At 67.5% G+C, this 20655-nt stretch carries 23 protein-coding genes and 2 pseudogenes; 10 read left to right on the top strand and 15 right to left on the bottom strand.

What is annotated here, in order from left to right; genetic code table 11:
* The 6 genes from E1294_RS05075 to E1294_RS05050 all read left to right on the top strand — a co-directional run.
* Positions 1 to 2330, top strand: a 2330-nt coding sequence (locus E1294_RS05075) for a site-specific integrase (RefSeq protein ID WP_220447567.1), incomplete at its 5' end; no start/stop codon positions are given.
* A 22-nt stretch (positions 2331 to 2352) separates the two neighbouring features.
* On the top strand, positions 2353 to 2490 hold the full coding sequence (locus tag E1294_RS52440) for a hypothetical protein (protein WP_165977093.1): 138 nt from the start codon (positions 2353 to 2355) through the stop codon (positions 2488 to 2490).
* 268 nt (positions 2491 to 2758) lie between these two features.
* The gene (locus E1294_RS05070) at positions 2759 to 4060 is read left to right on the top strand and encodes an MFS transporter (RefSeq protein WP_220447566.1); all 1302 of its coding nucleotides are present in this window, start codon (positions 2759 to 2761) and stop codon (positions 4058 to 4060) included.
* 204 nt (positions 4061 to 4264) lie between these two features.
* A complete protein-coding gene (locus E1294_RS54325) occupies positions 4265 to 5293 on the top strand; it encodes a site-specific integrase (RefSeq protein ID WP_220447565.1) in 1029 nt (342 codons plus the stop codon).
* Positions 5290 to 6072 (top strand): IS21-like element helper ATPase IstB, encoded by a 783-nt coding sequence (gene istB / locus E1294_RS05055; RefSeq protein ID WP_132504929.1) that lies wholly within the window; start codon positions 5290 to 5292, stop codon positions 6070 to 6072. Before E1294_RS54325 ends, istB begins: the two co-directional genes overlap by 4 nt.
* Before the next feature lie 10 nt (positions 6073 to 6082).
* Entirely contained in the window at positions 6083 to 6304 is a 222-nt protein-coding gene (locus E1294_RS05050; protein WP_132504927.1) for a hypothetical protein, read from the top strand.
* An 80-nt stretch (positions 6305 to 6384) separates the two neighbouring features.
* Here E1294_RS05050 and E1294_RS05045 read toward each other — a convergent pair whose 3' ends face one another.
* Positions 6385 to 6804, bottom strand: coding sequence for a hypothetical protein (locus tag E1294_RS05045; protein ID WP_132504925.1), 420 nt, complete (start codon positions 6802 to 6804; stop codon positions 6385 to 6387).
* A gap of 268 nt (positions 6805 to 7072) precedes the next feature.
* On the opposite strand from E1294_RS05045, the pseudogene E1294_RS55485 reads away from it, so the two are divergent.
* Positions 7073 to 7372 (top strand): annotated as a pseudogene (locus tag E1294_RS55485) (hypothetical protein); the annotation flags it as partial.
* Here E1294_RS55485 and E1294_RS57940 read toward each other — a convergent pair.
* The 4 genes from E1294_RS57940 to E1294_RS05020 all read right to left on the bottom strand — a co-directional run bounded on the left by E1294_RS57940 (position 7275) and on the right by E1294_RS05020 (position 12408).
* On the bottom strand, positions 7275 to 7481 hold the full coding sequence (locus E1294_RS57940) for a hypothetical protein (RefSeq protein ID WP_425465193.1): 207 nt from the start codon (positions 7479 to 7481) through the stop codon (positions 7275 to 7277). The pseudogene E1294_RS55485 and the gene E1294_RS57940 sit on opposite strands and share 98 nt — an antisense overlap.
* A gap of 231 nt (positions 7482 to 7712) precedes the next feature.
* A complete protein-coding gene (locus E1294_RS05030; protein ID WP_132504923.1) occupies positions 7713 to 8609 on the bottom strand; it encodes a hypothetical protein in 897 nt (298 codons plus the stop codon).
* Between the two features lie 163 nt (positions 8610 to 8772).
* Positions 8773 to 11937, bottom strand: coding sequence for a Tn3 family transposase (locus E1294_RS05025; protein ID WP_132504921.1), 3165 nt, complete (start codon positions 11935 to 11937; stop codon positions 8773 to 8775).
* A 267-nt stretch (positions 11938 to 12204) separates the two neighbouring features.
* Entirely contained in the window at positions 12205 to 12408 is a 204-nt protein-coding gene (locus E1294_RS05020; protein WP_132504919.1) for a heavy-metal-associated domain-containing protein, read from the bottom strand.
* Between E1294_RS05020 and E1294_RS52435 the strand changes: the two genes are divergently transcribed.
* Positions 12395 to 12688: a hypothetical protein gene (locus E1294_RS52435; protein WP_220447563.1), complete on the top strand. Its 294-nt coding sequence runs from the start codon at positions 12395 to 12397 to the stop codon at positions 12686 to 12688. The two genes, E1294_RS05020 and E1294_RS52435, sit on opposite strands and share 14 nt — an antisense overlap.
* On the opposite strand, the gene E1294_RS05010 is transcribed toward E1294_RS52435, so the two are convergent.
* The 9 genes and pseudogenes from E1294_RS05010 to E1294_RS54310 all read right to left on the bottom strand — a co-directional run bounded on the left by E1294_RS05010 (position 12647) and on the right by E1294_RS54310 (position 18390).
* Complete coding sequence (locus E1294_RS05010; protein ID WP_132504917.1) at positions 12647 to 13459, bottom strand: ABC transporter ATP-binding protein; 813 nt, start codon at positions 13457 to 13459, stop codon at positions 12647 to 12649. The genes E1294_RS52435 and E1294_RS05010 overlap by 42 nt on opposite strands.
* Entirely contained in the window at positions 13449 to 14546 is a 1098-nt protein-coding gene (locus tag E1294_RS05005; protein ID WP_220447562.1) for a FecCD family ABC transporter permease, read from the bottom strand. The genes E1294_RS05010 and E1294_RS05005 overlap by 11 nt, the downstream gene beginning before the upstream one ends.
* Positions 14539 to 15591 (bottom strand): ABC transporter substrate-binding protein, encoded by a 1053-nt coding sequence (locus E1294_RS05000; protein ID WP_132504915.1) that lies wholly within the window; start codon positions 15589 to 15591, stop codon positions 14539 to 14541. The genes E1294_RS05005 and E1294_RS05000 overlap by 8 nt, the downstream gene beginning before the upstream one ends.
* A 213-nt stretch (positions 15592 to 15804) precedes the next feature.
* On the bottom strand, positions 15805 to 16413 hold the full coding sequence (locus E1294_RS04995; RefSeq protein WP_132504913.1) for a hypothetical protein: 609 nt from the start codon (positions 16411 to 16413) through the stop codon (positions 15805 to 15807).
* A 282-nt stretch (positions 16414 to 16695) separates the two neighbouring features.
* Positions 16696 to 16896 (bottom strand): copper resistance protein CopC, encoded by a 201-nt coding sequence (locus tag E1294_RS57935; protein WP_132504911.1) that lies wholly within the window; start codon positions 16894 to 16896, stop codon positions 16696 to 16698.
* Complete coding sequence (locus E1294_RS55480) at positions 16886 to 17278, bottom strand: Rossmann-fold NAD(P)-binding domain-containing protein (protein WP_246082823.1); 393 nt, start codon at positions 17276 to 17278, stop codon at positions 16886 to 16888. Before E1294_RS55480 ends, E1294_RS57935 begins: the two co-directional genes overlap by 11 nt.
* A gap of 43 nt (positions 17279 to 17321) precedes the next feature.
* Positions 17322 to 17654: pseudogene (locus tag E1294_RS55475) on the bottom strand (NAD(P)H-binding protein); the annotation flags it as partial.
* A 26-nt stretch (positions 17655 to 17680) separates the two neighbouring features.
* Positions 17681 to 18178: an NAD(P)-dependent oxidoreductase gene (locus E1294_RS54315; protein ID WP_246082817.1), complete on the bottom strand. Its 498-nt coding sequence runs from the start codon at positions 18176 to 18178 to the stop codon at positions 17681 to 17683.
* Positions 18175 to 18390, bottom strand: coding sequence for a hypothetical protein (locus tag E1294_RS54310; protein WP_220447560.1), 216 nt, complete (start codon positions 18388 to 18390; stop codon positions 18175 to 18177). The genes E1294_RS54315 and E1294_RS54310 overlap by 4 nt, the downstream gene beginning before the upstream one ends.
* 194 nt (positions 18391 to 18584) lie before the next feature.
* Here E1294_RS54310 and E1294_RS04975 point away from each other — a divergent pair, with 194 nt between their 5' ends.
* On the top strand, positions 18585 to 18926 hold the full coding sequence (locus E1294_RS04975) for a hypothetical protein (protein WP_132504907.1): 342 nt from the start codon (positions 18585 to 18587) through the stop codon (positions 18924 to 18926).
* Between the two features lie 12 nt (positions 18927 to 18938).
* On the opposite strand, the gene E1294_RS04970 is transcribed toward E1294_RS04975, so the two are convergent.
* Positions 18939 to 19889 carry a GlxA family transcriptional regulator gene (locus E1294_RS04970; protein WP_132504947.1) on the bottom strand — a complete coding sequence of 317 codons (951 nt, stop codon included), beginning with the start codon at positions 19887 to 19889 and terminating at the stop codon, positions 18939 to 18941.
* A gap of 99 nt (positions 19890 to 19988) precedes the next feature.
* Here E1294_RS04970 and E1294_RS04965 point away from each other — a divergent pair, with 99 nt between their 5' ends.
* The gene (locus E1294_RS04965) at positions 19989 to 20585 is read left to right on the top strand and encodes a DJ-1/PfpI family protein (protein ID WP_220447559.1); all 597 of its coding nucleotides are present in this window, start codon (positions 19989 to 19991) and stop codon (positions 20583 to 20585) included.
* Positions 20586 to 20655 lie beyond the last annotated feature (70 nt).

Genomic DNA, 20655 nt, shown 5'->3' with positions numbered 1-20655 from the left:
CCGTTCCACCCCGGCCTCAAGGGGATCTGACGCGCGCCCCGATTGAGGAGATCGCCGAGGCCGTGCGCACCACTTGGCCGACCAAGTCGGCGGACAATCGCTGGCGTCGAAGCCGCGGCACCAAGGATCTCCTCCGGCATTTGGAGGAGTTCCCGGGTGAGACCTGGCAGGAGCGATGGGAGGCCAGTGGCTTCAACGAGCCGGGCTGTCCGGTGTCGGTCCTACGCTCGGCTCCTCGAGACAGAAGCCAGATCGGGACCGGAGCGGCCTGCCTCTTCTGCTTGAGGATCATCCAGCCTTCGCTGGAGGCGTTCCGGTCCAACACCTTCCTTTACTACGGACCGTGGTTCCTCACCGCGCAGAATGATCCGCTGCTGGAGAAATTCTGGGCCCAGACGCAGGCTGCCCCAGTGAACCCAATCCATCACGGCACCGCGCTGTTCGACGTCGCGGTCGCGCTGACCACCCAGGGCATCGCGCTGGCCGACCTGACACCCTCAGCCTTCCTGCACTACGCCTGGGAGTGCCGCCGGCAGGGACTGGTCCTTGGCGCACGTGGTGCCGGCAGCCGGTTCCCAGGCCACCTGGCCTGGCAGGTGCTGCATGAGATGGAGCACTTCCCTTCCCACAGGCCGGCGACCATCAAGGCGGCGCTGCTGACCGGGAGACTCACCGTCGAGGAACTCGTGGGCCGCTATAAGATTCGCCACAGCGGTGTCCGACAGTTGCTCATCACCTACCTGGAACGCCGCAAACCCGAGCTGGACTACTCAACGCTGGACAACCTGTCTCGGCACCTGGCCAATCACTTCTGGGCCACCATCGAGCACCTCGCACCCGATCAGCCCGATCTCCGTATCGACGGTGAGCTCTACCAGCGCTGGCGGGACCGGATCGCGGTCCGTGACGACGGCAAAGGGCGCCGCGACGTGGACCCCATCCTCCGAGCGGTTCGAGCCTTCTACAGCGATCTGCAGGCATGGGCCGCCGCGGAACCCGAACGCTGGGCGATCTGGGTGGCGCCCTGCCCCATCGGCGACGCCGATGTCCGCGGCTACGGCATCCGCAAACGGCGGGTCAAGGAGCGGATGGACGACCGCACTCGCCAGCGACAGCCGCTCCTGGCTGCCCTCCTGGAACACATGGAGACCCGCTACGCCCACTACCGCAACCTGCTCAGGCAGGCCAGCAACGCAGCCGGCGGAGACATCATCACGGTCAACGGCAATTCCTACCAGCGCCTTTGGAGCCGGGTCGACGAGCGACGCATCCGCTTGGGCGGACCGGCCAATATCCGCGTCCAGGACCTGGAGACCGGCAAGCACATCAACCTGACCCACGTCGAAGACGCCGCCTTCTGGGAATGGGCGATCGTGGAGGTTCTGCGACACTCAGGCGTTCGCATCGAAGAGGCCCTTGAGTTCACCCACCTCAGCATCCGCCAATACCAACGCCTCAATGGGGAAGTCATCGCTCTGCTGGTGGTCGCTCCCTCGAAGAGCGACCGAGAACGTGTCATCCCCATGTCCGCCGAGCTTTTCGCGGTCGTCGCGGCCATTGTCCGGCGCCACACCACAGGTGGCCAGACCATTCCGCTGTTGTCCCGCTACGACCCTCACGAGCGGACCAGCAGCCCACCCATGCCGTTCCTGTTCCAGCGCAAGATCGGTACCCGGCATGAGGTCATCTCCGACACCACGGTGGTCAACATGCTCAAGCGTCGCTGCGCCGAACTCGCTCATGACCACCCGGGATTTCAGACCACCGACTTCACCCCGCACGACTTCCGCAGGCTCCTGGCTACGGAACTGGTCAACAGCGGACTGCCCATCCATATCGGCGCCACCCTACTCGGACATTTGAATCTTCAAACAACTCGGGGCTACGTGGCGGTGTTCAACGAGGATGTCGTCCGTCACTATCAAGGATTCCTCGACCGCCGCCGCCAGACCCGACCGGCCGATGAGTACCGCTCGGTGACCGAATCCGAATGGCTCGGGTTCGAAGAACACTTTGACCAGCGCAAAGTCGAGCTCGGAGGATGCGCCCGCCCCTACGGGACCCCTTGCCAGCATGAACACGCTTGCCTGAGATGCCCCATGATCAACATCAACCCGAAGATGCTGCCCCGCCTCGACGAGATCGAGACCGACCTTTTGGCCCGCCGTGCCCGTGCTGAGCAGGAGGGTTGGCTCGGAGAGATCGAGGGCATCGACCTCACGCTCACCTTCCTTCGTCAGAAACGCGAGGAGAGCCAGCGGCTGGCTCGCATCGCGCCGGTCAACCTCGGCATGCCGGGCCTCCGGCCCCCCAGGGGCGTGACCCACTGACAGCTCGGCACCGCTGGTCGAGATGGCTGGGAAGAAGGAAGCCCCTGTCGAGATCGAGCTGCTCGTGGGTTGGAGCGAGGGCATCGGCCTGACCCTGACCTTCGTCCGCACCAAGCAAGCCGACGCGTCCCACCTCACGCGCCGAAGCCCGTCACCCTAGGCATCCCAGCCATCCCTTCCCCGAACAGATGGACGCCGGCAGTGGCATTCCCGAATGAACGGATCGCCGTTGCGGAGGGCCGGTGCCCGAGGGGACAATGCGTGGAGGTGCCGGGTGGTCATCCCGGCGAAGTGTTGGAGGCGCTGCTTGTGAACACCGCATCGCGGTGCGCCTCGCTGTGCGCGCCAGACGCTGACCACTTCGCTTAGCCCACCGGCTGACCTGCTTCGTTCACGGTGGGCGCTTCCCCTTATGGGAGACCACCGTAGTGTCCGAAGACTTCAGGACGGTTGATCGCCGTCCTCTGGCAATGGTTCTTGCTGCCAACATCGTTTCGATCGCAGGGAATTGCCTCACCTACATGGGCGTGCCATGGTTCGTGCTGCAGAGCACGGGCAGCGCCGCCAAGGCCGGGATCGTCGCGTTCTGCACACTGCTGCCCGCCGTGCTCGCTGCGCTCGTCAGCGGTCCGGTCATCGACCGGATGGGGCGACGGCGGGTGAGTGTCGCCTCGGATCTCTCCTGTGGGGTCGCCGTTGCGGCGATCCCGCTGCTGCAGGTCACCGGCATCCTGCAGTTCTGGATGCTGTGCGTGCTGATGGCGATGACAGGGCTGTTCCGTGCGCCGGGTGAAACCGCTCGCGGCGTGCTGTTGCCCACGCTCGCCGAACGCGCCGGAATGCCGCTGACCCGGGCTGCGGGGCTGTATGACGGTGCGGCACGCTGTGCGGCGCTGACGGCATCCGCTCTCGGAGGTGTGCTGATCGCCGTACTCGGAGCCGAGAACGTCCTGCTGGTGGATGCCGCGTCCTTCGCCGTGGCCGCGCCACTGTTCGCGTTCGGAGTGCGCGGCCTGCCAGAGGCGCAGGCCCAACGACCGGCCGAGCCGACGTCGCTGCGTGCCTACCGTCGTGAACTCACGGAAGGATATCGCTTCGTGGCAGCCACGCCGCTGCTGCTGGGCCTGTGCCTGATGACGCTGGTCACCAGGGGCCTCGACCAGGGGTGGAGCGCCGTGCTCCTGCCCATGCATGCCCGTGAGGAGCTTGATGGTGCCGTCGATCTCGGTCTGCTGAACGCGGCGTTCGGGATTTGCGCTCTCACGGGGGCGCTGGTCTACGGTGCGGTGGGCAGCCGCTTTCGGCGGTGGCCCGTGTTCACGATCGCCTTTCTCATCGGGGGCCTGCCGCGTTTCGTGGTGGCCGCCTTCACCGACACCTTCGCGCCGCTAGCCCTGACCATGGCGGTTGAGGGCCTCGCCTTCGGTGTACTCAACCCCATCATGGCCACCGTGACGTATGAGACCGTGCCGGAGAACCTGCGCAGCCGCGTGCTGAGCGCGACAACGGCCTCGGTCCAGCTGGTCACTCCGCTGGGCGGACTGGCCGCGGGCTTCCTCGTGGACTCGGTCGGCTTGTCTTTCACGCTGCTGGCGGTTGGCGGTGTGTATCTGCTTGCCACGCTGTGCCCGGTGATCTTCCCGGCCTGGAGGCAGATGGACAGTACCGGTTCTCCTCAGGGCAGGGCGGAAGGCTCGCTGCCGCAAAGGTCGAGGTCGAAGCGGGTGTAGTCACGTTGATGGCCGTTTTGGTGCTGCTGCTCACCAACACTTGACGTCGGTGCTCCCCGTCGCGTGATCAGACGGGGGGCCTGGTCTTCTTCGTCCCGCCGTGGGTGCAGGGGACTGTGCGGGTCAGGCGCCGGGCCATGAGGGTGATGAATGCCCAGTTCAGGTGGAAGCCGTCCGTGGTCCCTCATGTTGCGGCGGGCGTTCATGATCCAGCGGATCGATCGCATGATGATCAATGCTGCCTTCGATCGACTTGGTCTTCGGCAGATCCGGGTCCCCCTCATTCAGCCTCCGCCTTCACGGCTCGCCTGGCTTGACTTGGTGCAGAGAAGGTTCTTGTGGACGATCGGGGTTCCGTGGCAGCGGGCGACCCGCATCGAGGCCAGGGACTTTTGCCGGTGGATGCTGATCTCGGGGAAGCCGTCGCGTCCGCACTGGCGGCAGCACGGCCGGGCAGTCGAGCCGACGTCGACGGGTAAGGCTTACGCGCCGTCGGTGCGGGCGCATTGCGAGACGGTGCTGCGTTCGTTCTATGAGTTTCACCTGGAGACCGGCCAGGGACCGATCGTCAATCCGTTCCCGCTGGACCGGGCGCGCCGAGGTCGGCGCGCGAACGCGCACCACAATCCGATGGAGCCTTACCGCAACGAACGGGCTGGGCTTTATCGGCCGACCGTCCCCTCCCGTGTCCCTCGCAGCGTCCCGGACGAGGAGTTCAACGAGATCTTCGCCAAGCTTCCCTCGCATCGAGATAGGGCACTGGTCGCCTTCTACGTCTCCACCGGGGCGCGGGCATCGGAGTTGCTGTCGGTCACCCAGAGCGGGGTGGATCCCGGTCGGCAGCTCATCACCGTGACCAGGAAGGGCAGCCGCGAACAGCAGCAACTGCCCGCCTCGACCGACGCGTTCGTGTGGCTGCGGCTCTACCAGGCGGAGATGGACGGACTCTTCCAGCGCGGTCGCCCCGGGCAGCTCGCCGCCGCGCTGCGGGCCGGGGCGCTGACCGCCGACGCAGTCGCGCTGGAGGCTCGCAAGGCCGCCGACGAGGCGACCGGCCAGCCCGGCCAGCCCGGCCAGAGCGCGGATTCCGCTACCTCTCCCACTGTTGCGTCGCTGACCGCCCGCCGTCTGGAGAAGCTGCCGCCCGACACTCGCCCGCTGCCGTCGGTCGCCGCCTATGACCAGTTGCTGCGCCGAACCCGAATCACGCAGGAAGGAAACGCCAGACCATGACCTCCAAGCCCCGCCGCGGACTGACCGAGCAGGCCGCCGACGCCGCCATCGACACCGCCTGCCGGATGCTCCGGCTGCCCACCGTCCGCGCTCAGTTCCCCGACCTGGCCGAGGCCGCCGCCCGCGAGCAGATGTCCTACCGCGGCTTCCTCGCCGAACTGCTCATGGCCGAATGCGACGACCGGGCCCGCCGCCGATCCGAACGACGCATCAAGGCCGCCGGGTTCCCCCGCGAGAAGTCCCTGCGCGCCTTCGACTTCACCGCCAACCCGACCGTCGACCCCGCCGTCATCAACACCCTGGCCACCTGCGACTGGGTCAAGAAGAGCCTTCCCCTCTGCCTGATCGGGGACTCCGGCACCGGCAAGTCCCACCTGCTCATCGCCCTGGGTACCGAGGCGGCCATGGCCGGCTACCGCGTCCGCTACACCCTGGCCACCAAGCTCGTCAACGAACTCGTCGAGGCCGCCGACGACAAGCAACTGACCAAAACCATCAACCGCTACGGCCGCGTCGACCTCCTCTGCGTCGACGAGCTCGGCTACATGGAACTCGACCGGCGCGGCGCCGAGCTCCTGTTCCAAGTCCTCACCGAGAGAGAAGAAAAGGCCAGCGTCGCCATCGCCTCCAACGAGTCGTTCAGCGGCTGGACCAAGACCTTCACCGACCCCCGGCTCTGCGCCGCCATCGTCGACCGCCTCACCTTCGGCGGCAACATCGTCGAAACCGGCACTGACTCCTACCGCCTGGCCCAAACCCGCGCAACCCAGCAAGCCTGACCAGGCCACCATGCCCGCCACCAGCCTCGACACCACCGACGCCATCGAACTCGCCGAACTCCTGCAGTTCATCGCCGACTGGCTCGCCGCAGACCCTGCCAGGCTGGCGCCATCGCTCCTGGACCACGTCGGCCACCCCGCCTACGGCCTGGATGCCCTCCGCGCCGACCTGGAACGCTTCACCTTCCTCCTCGGAGGCAGCGACGGTGAAGACCTCTTTGGCCAGCCCTGACATCGGCCGCCAGCGATGTCCTAGATGACCTTAAGTAACGTGCGATGGGCAAACTTCAAGATCGGTAAGAGTTCGGCTTCTCACTCCCAGTCGACCTCGCGCAGCGCGGCCATACCCTCGTCCTGGCCGGTGATCACCTTGTCCTCGCCGTCTTCGTCGGCCAGCGAGAGAATCCGGGGGGACAGCTCGATCAGCGAAGCGATGAAGATCCGCCAGGTCTCCTCAGACAGTGATGACTGGTCACGACTGATCAGATCGAGAATCTGGTCCGGGGAGTCCTCGAAGGAGATGGACAGCCCCGCCAGGCACTCCTCGGATTCGAAATCGAATCGGATCACGTTGACGTTGGGCAGATACCTGATTCGGAGCGTCGCGTCGTCGTTCTGGTATGTGTGGTCAACCCAGCGCCACCCTTCGCCGCTTTCGGCCTGCCATCCGCAGCTCTCCAGCCGGCCCTGGATGTCGTCGATCAGGTCACTCTGTCCGAGAGATGTCGTCATACGTCAGATACCAGCCTTGATCGCTTCCATGTGTCCCTGTGGCGATCGAGCTGGTCACTGAACCCGCCGCCTGATCAACAAGCCCACCCGGCAAACCCTATCCGTTCGGCCAATGGCAGCACCCAAGTGATCTTCAGTCGCGAGCCGGCGCACCGGCAAACACCCGCACCAGGTGCGGTCGCTTCTCGCAAACATTGATCATGGTTCCAGTTCCAAAGCGCGGTCAGAACTCACGAACATTCGCGGCCACTTCGCGTGAACAAAATCAGCCGCCCAGTTGGCCGACATCGAGGAGGTCGCCGCCTTCCACGGCGACGCGCATGAGCTGCTGGTGTACCGGTTCTTCAAGAAGGACCGGCCGGCGCTGTTCGAGCTGGCGGGCAAGCTGCGGCTGAAGGCCACCTCCAGCGACGATTCGGTGCTGGCCGCGCTGGCGCACGCTCGTGAGTACTCACCCAAGCGCCGCGACTTCATCCCGCTGCCCCCGGCGGTGGAGGAGGACGAGCCGGAGTCGGGCATCGCGTTCGCCTCGGGCAACTGGCGGCGCGCGGTGACCGACCGGCGCCGTGGTCGAGGCCGCCGCGGTTGCTGCGAGTGGTGCCGGAGAAGCCGCGGTCGATATAGATCCGGTCCTCGGGCACGCCGAGGGCCAGAAGTTGCTCGGTCTGAATGATCACGTCTTGCTCGTCGGTCGGGCAGCGTGCATAGCCGACACGGGTTCCGTTCACGCGCTCCAGTGTTCCGGATAGGGGGCTCTCACCGGAACAGTACGCGAAACACCTAAACGGAACACCTCGACCTGGGCTCTGTCTCGGCCGGTGGGTGTTCCGGTGGGGGATCCCCTAACGGGACACCTGCTCACCGGCCACGACTGCACTCAGTCGCCCGACCGCGTGCACTCGCATGCACTACGGATATGAGGAGTATTTGATATAAACGTATCCGATATGCCACCAAATCACCGCGTTGATGATCACCGCCGCGCCCGCCAGGATCATTAACACGACGGGGGGAACAAAGGCGGCTGCAGCGGCTGTTGCCAACACGCCGGCCCACTTATGCCAGCTGCTATCTAAGATAAGGACACTGAGCTCGATTTTAGCATCGGACCACACGTCGATGGCTGCAGCGACGGTGGCAGCACCAATGAGTGCCACCAGGGCAACGCTGGACGAGTGTAGTTCCGTTGCGATGAGCAAATCCTTGAGGAAGGTGGGCGCCAGTTCGGTACCCAGCTGGTAGACCGCGCCGACGCAGATGACCGCTGCTATCGGCAAGGCCAGCGCAAATCTGCCAAGCCTGGACCGCCTGGACGAGCCAGGCGTCGGCACCAGCATGGGGACCAGCGCAACCGCAGCCAGTGCAACCCCCCACCAGGGTCGCGACTCGCCTTGCCGGATGTCTTCCGGTGACACGTTGAAACTCGCTGTGATCAGGACGAAGGCACCAAACGCGAGAGCCGCCAGCACCATCGTTCTTAAGGGGCGGATGAGATCCATATGCCAGCCAGAAGTTAGGACGGCCACGAGTAGTACAAGACCTGCGCTGGCAATCTTCGAATACTCTGGCACAACGTAGACGCCGAAAGTGCTGGCATATACCGCAATCAGCGGAAGATTGACAATCACTTGCGATAGAGTCACTCGGCGGACTTCGTACTTGGGATAGCCATCATATGGCGACTCAGGGATCAGGGTTGCAAGAAATGCAATGACAACAGCGATCCCGGCGGCAATCGCCAAACTCGAGCCAGCGAGTGCAGAAGCCGCCGCGAGAGCGAGCGCCAAGCCACCTGCCAATCTCACCGAGAATCCCTTCGCTCGTTCGTGACATACGCTACGCGAGCCGCTACGACGCGGTGGTATCGGCGGCGAGACCATGGCGGCCGCCTACGGCGTGCTCCAGCTCATCGACCTACTCACCCAGACCGGCCCGTAAGCGCACGCTGCACCCCCAGACCACCGACATCTAGACACCGTCCTCATCCACGATGACGCGGGAGGTCGCGTCCTGGGGCAGCGCCGCCGCTTGCAGCGGCCGCAGGCCCTTGTCTGGGGCAGAAGAAGCGATCGCATAGCGGCCCAAGCAGTTGAGGTGGGCGTGGCCCAGCGGGGATAGCCTGGCCACATCCTCGTCCTTGACCGGCACACCCTGGGCACGCAGCCGGTCCACGATCGCCGACAAATACTTCGAATTCCACAACACCACGGCATTGAGAACCAGCCCTAACGCCGCTAACTGATCTTCCTGACCCTCCCGGTAGGCCTGCCGGATCCGGCCGGCGTTGCCGTGGCAGATCTTGCGCGCCAGCCGGTGCCGGGACTCCTGGACCGACAACTGCTTGCCCAGGCTCCGGCGGTAGCTGGAATCGATCGGGTCCAGCATGCTGAGCAGGTGCATCGTCTTGTCGATGCGGCCGTACTCGGCGAACGCCTGCCCCGGCGGGGTCGGGTTGCCCTGGCGGGCGAACATGCGCAGCAGGTCGTAGGCGCGTACCTGGTTGGTCACCAGCGACCCGGCGACGCGGAGCATGTCCGGCCACTGGGTGATCACCTTCTTGGTGTTCACCTTGTTCCGGGCGATCGCCTCCAACACCCCGTAGTCGCCGGTGGTGCCGTCGGGCAGGGCGGCCCGCCAGAACCGCTGATCGCCCAGATCGGCAAAGCGGGGCGCGAACCGGTAGCCGAGCATGGAGAAGCTTCCGAACACCATGTCGCTGTCGCTGGCCTGGTCAGTCGTAACCACCTCGAGTTTCGGCCCGGCGTCCAGGTTGATCAGGCAGTCCAGGATGTACAGGGAATCGCGGGGCGTGCCCGACACGACCATCTGCCCGATCCCCGCAACTTGATCATTTACTGCGTTGAGCCAGGTGATACCGCGTTTGTAGCCGTAGTACTTGGGTGAGGGCCCAGCGTTGATCGTTTTGACCGGGACAACGAACCGCAGCCCGTCCACCGACGCCAGCAACCCTCCGCCCCATGAGGCGACGATCGGCACCCGGCCCTGATGCTCGATCAGGATCGCGTTGGCCGCGGCGTGCGTCTCGCCGCGCACATAGTTCTGGTCCACGTGCGAGAGCCGGCCACGGGTCAGCGCCTCATCCCCGGCCTTGATCACCGGCGTCAATCCGACGTTGCACGCCTCGCTGATCAGCAGCGCCACCAGCGATCTCGGCAGGTCGTTCATGCGGGTGGAGATATCGGCCAGGTGCACATAGGCGTCCAGGAACCCGGTCCAGGCATGCACCTCCAGCAGCAGCTCGGGCAAGTCGATGCGGGGCAGCATCGCCTGGCAGGCAGCCCGCAGCCACGCCAGCGACTCGCTCTCACCGAGCGCGCCGAGTTTCTCCCCCGACAGCCGGGCCCGCCCGCCACCGGCCGGGGTCACCACCGAAACCAGCGCGTCCTCGCCCGCCTCCTCCAGCCGGGCGGCCATCTGCCGCCAGGCCGCGTCCAGCGCCAGGACCTTGCCGCTCAGAAGCTGCTGGACGGGGTCGGTGAGCGACAGGGAGGCCAGCACATCCTCGGCGATCGCCTCCCACTGCGCCCCGGCCAGCAGATGCGCGCGCGGATCGGTCCAGCGCAGCGACGGCGAAGCGAACACATCCCGGACCGTCAGGGCCCGCATCAGGTGCTCCAGCACGCACACCACGTACGCGTCACGATCCACCGCGCCCTGCGGCAGGTCCGGGTTGCCATACACCGCCCGCTTCCACGACGCGGTCACCAGCGCGGCGTCGATCTCCTCGGGCAGCAGCGGCTTCTTGCTCACCTGCCGTCGCGACAGCTCCGGCAGCCGGCGCACCGCGGCCAGCACGCGCCGCCCGCCCGGCGCCGCAGCCAGCGCCTTCGACTCGCCCAGCAGCCTCAGGAACGGGCGCACGGTGTTGTACTTCTCCACCAGCGCGGCCCGCATCGCTGCCTCAGCCGCGCCGTCCTCCTCGGGGACCAGTTCCTCCACCACGTCCAGCGCCGCACGGACCTGTTCCTTGCTGACGCTGGCGATGTCGGCCACCGCGGCCCACATCGCCGCCACATCGAGGTCTGCGTCCTCTTGGTCGACCAGGTCGAGCTGGTCGACCAGCACGCGGCCGGCCTTGGCCACCAGCTTGGAAGCCCGCTCCAGCCGGGGCAGCATCCGCAGCCGTTCGTCGGCGGACTTGCGGCGGGCCGGGCTGATCAACCGGGTGGCCATCAGCAGCGCGAACGGATCGAGGGCGTCGTCGATCGCCTCGGCCTCCAGGCTCCGGGTGACCGCCAGCAGCGTCGCCGTCCGGCGCGGCTCGACCAGCCGGTCCAGGGCCGGCGCCTTGCTGCCCGCCCCGTACTTGGCCAGAGTCTTCATCCGCCGAACCGGCACCTTCGACACGTTCACTCGGCCCAGCCCGAAGCCGGCCAGATTGTCCACTCGCTGCAGCGCCCGCACCATCTCCGTGCCCGACGTGCGCTTGGGCGCCTGCCGCAGCTTCTCCAACTCCGAGACACGCGACCCCTCCGGCACCACCAGCAGACCCGACAACGCCCCCGGCAGGCCCGCATCAGCGCGGCGGACCTGCTTGGCCACCACCGTGTACATGCGGACATCGGCCCGTTCCCGCACGCTGCCCACCAGGCGTTCCAGCACGGTCACGCCGGGCAGCAGCACCCGATGACGCCGCAGCCACGCCACCGACTGCTCGAACAGCGCCACCGGCCCTTCGGCGTGTGTCCACGCCCGGCCGTGCAGGAAGGTCCGGAACTGGCGCGTCAGCTGCCGCCCGCTCCAGCTGTCGGTGTCGTCGAAGGTGTGGTAGCCGTAGGCGTCCCGGATCATCCACGCATGTTCGTACGTTGTCTTGGGCCGCTCGGCGTACTTCTTGACCTGCGACGCATCAGCGATCCCCAGCTGCTCGGCCAGATAGTCCACCACCGGCCAGGGCACCGCCAGCGGGTCCTCCAGGAACAACCCCTTGTACCGGACAGTGCCGATCTGGACGGCAACGCCCAGCCGGTGCGAATCGGCCCTCGACTGCGCGATCACATTCCGGTCGAAGCTGTCCAGGAGGAAGAACTGCTCCAGGTCTGACAGTGATGGCACCTCGATGAACGAGGCGTAGGCGGCCCTCTGCTCGGCAGACAGACATTCCGCAGGCATAGCCCGCACGGTAGGGCCATATCGGTCGCGATCAACTCATAGTGATTGACGCGTTACAAAGCGAACGTTCCAATTCCGCAGATCATGATCATTCTCAGCGCCAATGGCTGTCCGCTCGTTCCTCAACCCCGTATCAGTGGTCGCACCAGCCGCTGCGAAGGTTCCCGGGGAACCGGTCCGGACTGCGCGAGGACTCCTCCGAACGAGTGGCAACGTGCCCGTCGCCGTGGCGAAAACCGGCGGAAGCTGACGGTCCGCTGTTGGATGTCAGGCGACCTGGAAGCCCGCTTCCTCGACGGCCCGCCGGATCGCGTCAGGGGCCGTTGCCGGCTGGCCGGTCACCTGCATCTCGCCAGTGGGCAGATCCACGAGGACGCCCGTGACGCCGGGTACCTCGCCTACCGCCGTGGCGATGGAGTTCACGCAGTGCTCGCAATTCATGCCTTGGATGACGTACGTGCTGGTGTTCATGTTTCTCCTTAGCGGGTGGGGTGGGGTGGAGTACTCGGTCGAATTCGCCCGGCTGCGCCTTCTCGACGAGGCCGGCGAACTGCTTTGCGCTCATCTCGACCTGCTGGCCGAAGTCGTCGGTGATGACGACCTGCTGCTCCGGTGCGGCGTCAGGAGCGAGGTAGACCTCTGGGCAGCCGCATCGGGCGTAGCAACTTCCGCATACGGTGCCGAGGTAGGTCAGCGGGTAGGCCATGGGTTACCCTCCTTCGCGGATACCGGTTGTGATCAGCTCATCTGACATGGTCACCGGTGAAGCCACGGCGATGTGCGGGCGTCCGGTGATGGGGTGGGGGCCGACGTGGGCCCGTACGCCGAAGACTTCCTCGATGAAGGCGGGCGTCAGCACCTCCAAGGGCGGGCCGTGCCCGGCGACGCGGCCGTCGCGGAGGACGACGACCTGGTCGGCGTAGGCGGCGGCCTGGTCGAGGTCGTGCAGGGCGGCCAGCAAGGTGAGCCCGAGGGAGCGGATCAGGTCCAGCAGGTGAAGCTGGGATCCGACGTCCAGGTGGTTGGTGGGCTCGTCGAGGATCAGGAGCGGCGCCTCCTGCGCCAGGGCTCGGGCGAGCAGGACGCGTTGCCGTTCCCCGCCGGACAGGGTGGTCATCAGCCGGTCGGCGGCCCAGTCCATGCCGACCCGCTCGAGTGCGGTGGTAACCGCCGCCTGGTCGGCGGGGGTCTCGCGTTCGAGCGGGCGCTTGTGTCTGTGACGGCCGGCCGCGACGACCTCGGCCGCGGAGAAACCCTCCACGGCCTGGCCGTGCTGGGGCAGTATGGCGCGGTGGCGCGCGGCCTGGCGGGGCCGCATCCGCCACAGGTCCTGCTCATCTAGCCGGATGACGCCCGCCGAGGGGCGCAGGGATCGGTAGACGGTACGCAGCAGGGTGGACTTGCCGCTGCCGTTGGGACCGATGAGCGCAACGAACTGGCCCGGCCTTGCGGTCAGGGTGACGTCCTCGACGATGGGGCGTGCGTCAATGCAGGCACTGACGCCGGCGAGGTCAAGCCGCATCGCCGCCTCCCTTCGCGCGGCGGCGCAGCAGCCACAGGAAGAACGGCACGCCGAGCCCGGTGGTGAAGATCCCGACCGGCAGCTCGTTCGGCCGGTCCGCGGTCCGGGCCGCCAGATCCACCAGCACCAGGAACAGCGCCCCGGTCAGGAGTGAGACCGGCAGTACTCGCCGGTGGTCGGCACCGACGACGAACCGCACCATGTGCGGGATCATCAGCCCGATGAAGCCGATGCCGCCGACGACGCTCACCACGGTGGCCGTGAGCAGCGACCCGGCGACCAGCAGCCCGATCCGCAGGGCGGCCACCGGCACGCCGATGGCGATGGCGGCCTCCTCGCCCGCCATCAGCGCGTTGAGTGCGCGGGCCTGCAGCGCCAGCCAGGCCATGCAGGCGACGATGAGCAGGGCGGGCACGCCCAGGTCTGGCCAGGACGCACCGGCGACGCTGCCCATCAGCCAGAACATCATGCCCTGCAGCTCGGTGGGATTGAGCTGCAGCTGGACGAAGGTGGTGGCCGCAGCGCACAGGTAGCCGACGGCGACGCCGGTCAGCACCAGCCAGGAGTCCAGCAGCCGCCCGGAGCGCTGGGACAGAAGGTAGACCAGCAGCGCCGAGAGCATGGCAGCGGCGAAGGCGGCGCCGGTGACGCCGAACGCGCCGGCCAGCGCGGTGCTGCCGAGGGCAGGGACGAGCACGGCTCCGAGGGAGGCGGCCGAGGACACGCCCAGGACGTACGGGTCGGCGAGCGGATTGCGTACCAGGGCCTGCAACGCAACCCCGGCCACCGACAGGCCGGCGCCAGCGAGGGCGGCCAGCAGCGCCCGCGGCGTGCGGATCTCCCAGACGACCTGGCTGAGCAGCGGGTCGGCCTGCGCGCCACGTCCGGTGACGTGCGCCCAGACCACACCCCAGACCTGGGCGAGAGGGAGGTTGACCGAGCCGATGGAGATGCCGACCACCAGCGCCGCTACCAGCCCGGCGACCAGGGCGGCCAGCAGCAGCCCGGTCGCCGGGCCGGAAATCAGGTGCGGGCGGCGGGACGGCGCGGGTCTGGTCCGCGGTGGAAGAGTCAGGGTGTCAGTCACCGGGGTGAACCACCTTGGAGATCTTCTCCACCGCCCAGGCGTTGAGCGGGCCGAGGTAGACGCCGTCGGAGACGACCGTGTAGGTCTTCGACTTCGACGCCGCCCAGTTCGGGTAGGCGGCAAACAGCTTGGCCGCCTCCTCCTCGCCCTTCTCCTGCGGCGTGAACAGCCCGACCACCAGCACGTCCACCTGGGCGGTGGCGAGCTGCTCCTTGTTGAGGGTGCGCGTGGCGTCGGACGTCTGGCCGGCGAAAGCGTTGACGCCGCCGGCCGCTTTGATGACGTCGTCGTAGATGCCACCGGTCATCACGGCGGGCAGGCCGTTGGCGTTCATCATGGCCATGCCGGGATAAGCGACGAGCACCTTCTTGGCAGGCAGGCCCGCAACGCGCTGGCGTACCGTCTCAACGCGGGCCCGCAGGTCGCTGATCAGGTCGAGCGCGCGCTGCTGCACGTCGAAGATCCGTCCCAGGAGGCTGATGAACTCCAGTGAGCTGTTGATCGACTGGTTGCGGTAGGCGCGCTGCTCCTCTTCGGTCGCCTCCGGCTTGCCCATCGCGCAGTTCACCGGGTTGACCAGCGAGGTGATGCCGGACGCGGCGAGTTGCTCGCGGGTGGCGAAGCCCTTCTTGGCGTCGAACCCACCCGACCACGTCGATACCACCAGGTCGGGCTTGAGCTTGAGCACATGCTCGGCGGGGACGTCGAAGTTCTTGTTCAGGGTCAGCCCGCCGGTCGGCAGGGCCTTGATTTTGTCGATCATGGACGGGTCGTCGGAGACGCCGTAGCTCTGTGCGTTGGCCAGGACGGTCTTCTCCAGGCCGAGCAGGATGAAGCTTTCAACTTCGCCGACGCTGGTGCCGTTGAGGATCAGCACCCGCTGCGGTGGCTTGGCGAAGGTCACCTGCATGCCGCAGTTGTCGAAGGCCAGCGGATAGCTGGTCCTGGCGGCGGGCGCCGCGGTGTCGATGGCCGCGTCCACGGTGCCGGTGGGCTCGGTACCGGCTCCGCATCCGGTGACGGTCAAGGCCACGAGGGCGGCCATCGCGGCAGCGAAACAAGAAGAGTTCATGCGTACGTGCTCTCTGTGGGTCGGACCTGGAGGTGCGCACGCCACGAACGGCCAGGTGGTGGCCGGTGTGTGGCGGTCGGAAGACCCGCAGGCAACGGCATTGATCATGGCGAGACCACGCCCGGGCAGCTGACTGCTGCTGACGCTTGACTGACGAGCCTGACCGGCAGGCTCGGTATCACCAGATCACACGGCCGCTGCGGGCCAGATCTGCCCTTCAGGTGGTCCCCTGAGCACGAGGACGTATTTCAAGAACAGCCGGATGCGCGCGCTCTCGTTCCGGCGCGCATGCATGATCAGCCGTGGCGCAGTGGCGATCCAGCCGACGGCCAGGAAGAACAACACCAGCAGCGGGCGCAGCACCCAGCCAGCCAGTTGCTGGACCAGGGCGCACAACCCCGCCTCCAGCCACCGCAGCCACACGGAGGTGAGCAGCACGCTCGCCGCGTGCAGGAGCAGCATCCCGAAGCCAGGCGAGATGGTGGGATGCACGTGGACCATTCCATCCATCCCGGCCATCTCCGCACAATGTGCCGCCGCTTGCCGATCGGCGCTCTGCGTGAGGAGAGTGTGCAGGATGATCTGCGACGCGGCCGTCGCGGGCAGGATGGAGGCAAGCGTGCGTTCGCGTCCGGTCAGGGCCAAGGCGGGTAGCAGGAGGAGCAGGAAACCGCCCAGCGCCGCCGCCGGGTCGAAGGAGCCTCCGCCGATCACGTGTCCGAGCGTGGCCAGGGCGGCGCACGTGGCGGCGAAACTCGCCGCGCGCACCCACCTCACCACTGAGAACGGACTCATCGGGGCCAGATCCTCCCACACGATTGCCGATGTCTAGGGATCGGGTGACTCGGCGCATGTAGGAAGGGGTGCGCGGCGCGCCGTCTCCTGGTTCAGCCGAGTTCGGCGTCGGCGCGAGCGGAGTCCGGACCCACTCACGCCGAGCGGTTCAGGTGCTGCTGCCGGAGCCGCCCTCGCGACGGCGGCCTGCCACCAGCAGAGCACCACCTACGGCTACCAGCACGACCAGGGCCACCCAAAGCCATCCGGGCACGCATGAGCCGTCTTCGCTTTGCGCCACGGCTACGGTCGGCGTCGTCGAAGGCGGTTGCTCGGTCGCAGGTTGCGGCGCTGGCGAGGTGGCCGGTGCGCCTCGGACGGAGACGAGGTCAGCGCCGGAGCTGCGGACGGCGGCGGAGTGGTGACGGTGAAAGTGATCTCGCCTTGGATCGGATGGCCGTCGAAGGAGACCACGAGCCAGGCGATACGATGGTTAACTTGCATGACTCTTAGTAGTCAGACGTGTCAGGTGCGCTGCCAGCAGGCGCCTCAAAGGGTGATCTAGGACACCTCTACCGGCCTCGGAGGTGAGTGCCTGGTAGCGCGCGGACGTGCCGAGCAGCTCTTGCGCGGTGGTGGCGAACTCTTCGAACGACCAGGCGACGTCGCCGGACAGCTCGTTGGCCTGGCCTTCGTGGCCGGGCGTGCTGAGCACGACGGCGGCGGCCTCGGCGAACTCCTTGCGCAGGGCGGTGGCGATGCGGCCGGCGCCGATGCTGTCGGCGATGACGCCGTGCTCGCGGGCGGCGGTGAAGTCCTGCAGGTGATTCTCGGTGTACCAGCCGTTGCGCAGGAATGTCGCGGGGGATGCCGGAGGCGGTGACAAGCTCTTCGGTGGCCTTGTGGTCGGCCGCGAGCCGCAGGATCGTCGTGGGCGCTTGCGGGCCGGAGGTGTAGATGAGGTGGGGCACGCCGGCCTGGCGGACGGCCTCGATGGCGTTGCCGTGCTGGGCCACGCGGGCGCCCAGGCCGCCGAAGGAGATCAGGAGCAGTTTCTCGGCGCTGGCGAGCGTCGCGGCGGTGCCGGCGACATCGCTCACGTCGACGACAGCGGTACGCAGCCCGCGCCTGGCGAGCGCGGCGAGGCGCTCGGCGTCGCGGCCGAGGGCCAGGATGTCGCTAGCGTCGACGCCGCGCGCCAGGAGGGCGTCGATGGTGAGACCGCCGAGCTTGCCGGTGGCGCCGATGATCGCGATGGTCATGAGAACTTCCTTCTGCGGGCGGGGATTCAGTTGCTGATAGCGGGCGCGCGGCCGATGTACGTCTTGTCTTCGACCTGCGCGGCGGTGAACGCGGCGATGTCAGCGCGGCTGACGGCGAAGCCGAGCTTGTCGGTGCCGAAGAAGCCGACGCGGACCCGTTCCTGCTTGGGGGTGTTCTTGGGGGCGATGAAGCGGACGATGGTCCACTCCAGGCCGGCGTTCATGATCTGACTCGTCATGCCGGCCATCTCCTGGTAGGCGCGCGGCAGGGAGAAGCGCGACAAGCCGGTCAGCCGGGTGACGGGAGTCGGCTTCTCGCGCGGGTCGAGGATGGCCGGGGTCGCGTGGCCGATGTAGCGGCGTACCCCGTGGCGCTTCATGGCGTCGATGATGTGGCCGGTCCCGGCCACCAGGGGCAGGCCCGTGGCCTTGCGGTCCAGCATCGGCCCGAGCGCGCTGACGCCGGCGTCCACGCCGGCGACGGCCGCGTCGATGGCGTCGGTGTCGGACATCTCACCGATCACCACGCGCACCCGCTGGCCCCAGGATGCGGGGACCTTGCCACGACGCACAAGAGCGTGACGGTGTCGTAGACGCCGATGATGCGCTGTTCGCGGGCGTAGTAGGAGGAGATTCGCTTGATCCTGATGCTGTAGGGGACCAGCAGCCACAGGGCGAACTTGGTCAGGCGCTTCAGGAAGAACAGCGCCATCAAGACAGCCAGGACGATGTTCACTGCTGGTCTCCCTCCGGGGTGAACCAGGGACGCAGCACCGAGGGATCGACCAACACGAGCGACCCTCCGCAAGATCGAGCACAGTCCGACGACAACGCCGTGGTCCTGCAGAAGCCGCGCGGGCATCGCCGACCCGGATCGCGCCCCTGCTGGCGGTCATCCTCCAGCAGGCAGCGGTGCCACGTCCCGAGCAGATGGCCCTGGCCGTGGTCTCGCTCGTCCAGGACCTCAACAACCGGCTCGGCGACATGGTGCTGTCCTTCGACGAGACCGGGCACCCGGACCTGCCGGCCGCCCAGGAGACCGTCGTGGCCTACGCTTGCGCCCTGGAACGGGTGCGCCGCGACCTGCTCGTCGCGCTGCTGCGGATGTGGTTCCAAGGGGTTCGCGCGGATGTCCATCCCCGACGTGTGGTCGGAGCTGGGTACCTTCAGTTCGATGGACTCTGGGCTTTCAGGAATCGATGCTCGGGTCGCTGCCATCTGGGGGCAATGTGGCGCCGAGCGATCGGGGAGGTCCCGGACGAGTTGGTGTAAGAGCACGGGCCGTCAGGGGCTGCGGAAGGTCGCACGGTAGGCCCTCGGGTTGGTGCCGACCTGTCTGGCGAAATGGTGCCGCAGGGCCTCGACCGAGCCGAATCCCGTCGTCCGCGCGATCCGCTCCACTGGCAGGCCAGTGGTCTCCAGCAGTTCCCTGGACCGCCGCACGCGCTGGTCGAGCAGCCATTGCAGCGGGGTCATGCCCAGCCCGGCGCGGAAGCGGCGCGACAGGCTGCGCGTACTCATGGCGGCCTGCGCCGCGATGTCGGCCAGGGTCAGCGGCTTGTCCAGGTTGTCTAGCATCCACTGCAGGACCGGAGCGAGATCATCGGGGTCACCCTCGGGATCGCGGTGCTCGATGAACTGGGCCTGGCCCCCGGAGCGCTGCAGCGGCATGACGATCGCCCGGGCGGCGTCGGCCGCAGTTGCCGCGCCGAGGTCTCGGCGCACCATGTGCAGGCACAGATCCAGCCCGGCCGCGACTCCGGCGGAGGTCAGGACGTCCCCTTCGTCGACGAACAGGACCGATGGATCCACCTCGACGCCGGGGAAGTCTCGCGCCAGCTGATCGGCGAGATGCCAGTGGGTGGTGGCGCGGCGGCCGTCGAGCAGCCCGGCCGCCGCGAGCACGAACGCCCCCGTGCAGATGGAGGCCACCCGGCAGCCCCGAGCGGCGGCTGCGCGCAGTACTCGCAGCACCTCCGGGTCCGGCAGCCGCTCAGGGTCGCCGCCCGGGACAATCACGGTGTCGGCGTCCAGCGCGCCGCCAAAGCCATACTTCGGGGAGATCTGGAAGAGGTCCTGGTCCCAGGCCGTGGCGTTGAGCGGCTGATCGGCGCAGACCCGCACCTCATAGGCGGGGCTCAGATCCGCGTGCCGCGCGGCGGCGAACACCTGGGCGGGGATCGTCAGGTCAAAGGCCACCACCCCGTCGAAGGCGAGAACGGCAACAATGCGCATATGGCCAGATCTTACGCATATTGGGCATTCGAGCCACTGTTCACTCCGCCCACGCACGAACATACTCATACACCCACCCTCATGCCCTACGGAGGTCACATGCGCTCTCTTAGCGTGCACACCGTCCTGTACGACGACGTCGAGGACCAGGACTTCATCGGCCCGATCACGGTTTTCGGCGTCCTGGAGCACGTACGGCACACCTACGTCACCGCCGACGGCCCGCGAGCGGTGACCACCGCGTCCGGGGCCGAGATCACCGTCCGCGCCCCCTGGTCGCCCGGCACCGCGGACCTGATCCTGGTACCCGGAGGTGGCTACGGCGAAGGCTCCGGCGTGGACCGCGAGATGACCCGCGGCGCGCTACCGCATGCACTGGCCTCGGCCGTCCGGCCCGGCCTCGTCCTGGCCGCGGTGTGCACCGGCACGCAACTGCTCGCCGCGGCCGGGCTCACCGACGGACGCCCCTGCGCCACCCACCACATCGCCGAAGACGACGTTCGAGCGCGGGGCGGCGACGTCGTCAGGGCCAGAGTCGTCGACGACGGCGACCTGGTCACCTCCGGCGGCGTCACCTCCGGCCTCGACCTGGGACTGTGGCTGGCCGAACGCTTCTACGGCCCGCAGGCCGCGCTGCTGGCCGAGGAGGTGCTGGAGTACCAGCGCCGCGGCACCGTCTGGCGCGCCGCGCAGTGACCCCTTCGGCCCTCCCAGGGCCCGGCTCCGACATGACCCGGCCGCTCGCCGTGGATCTTCCTGGGGCGAA

The organism is Nonomuraea diastatica (assembly GCF_004349015.1).
Lineage (GTDB): Bacteria > Actinomycetota > Actinomycetes > Streptosporangiales > Streptosporangiaceae > Nonomuraea > Nonomuraea diastatica.
This window is presented reverse-complemented; position numbering and strand designations above follow the sequence as displayed.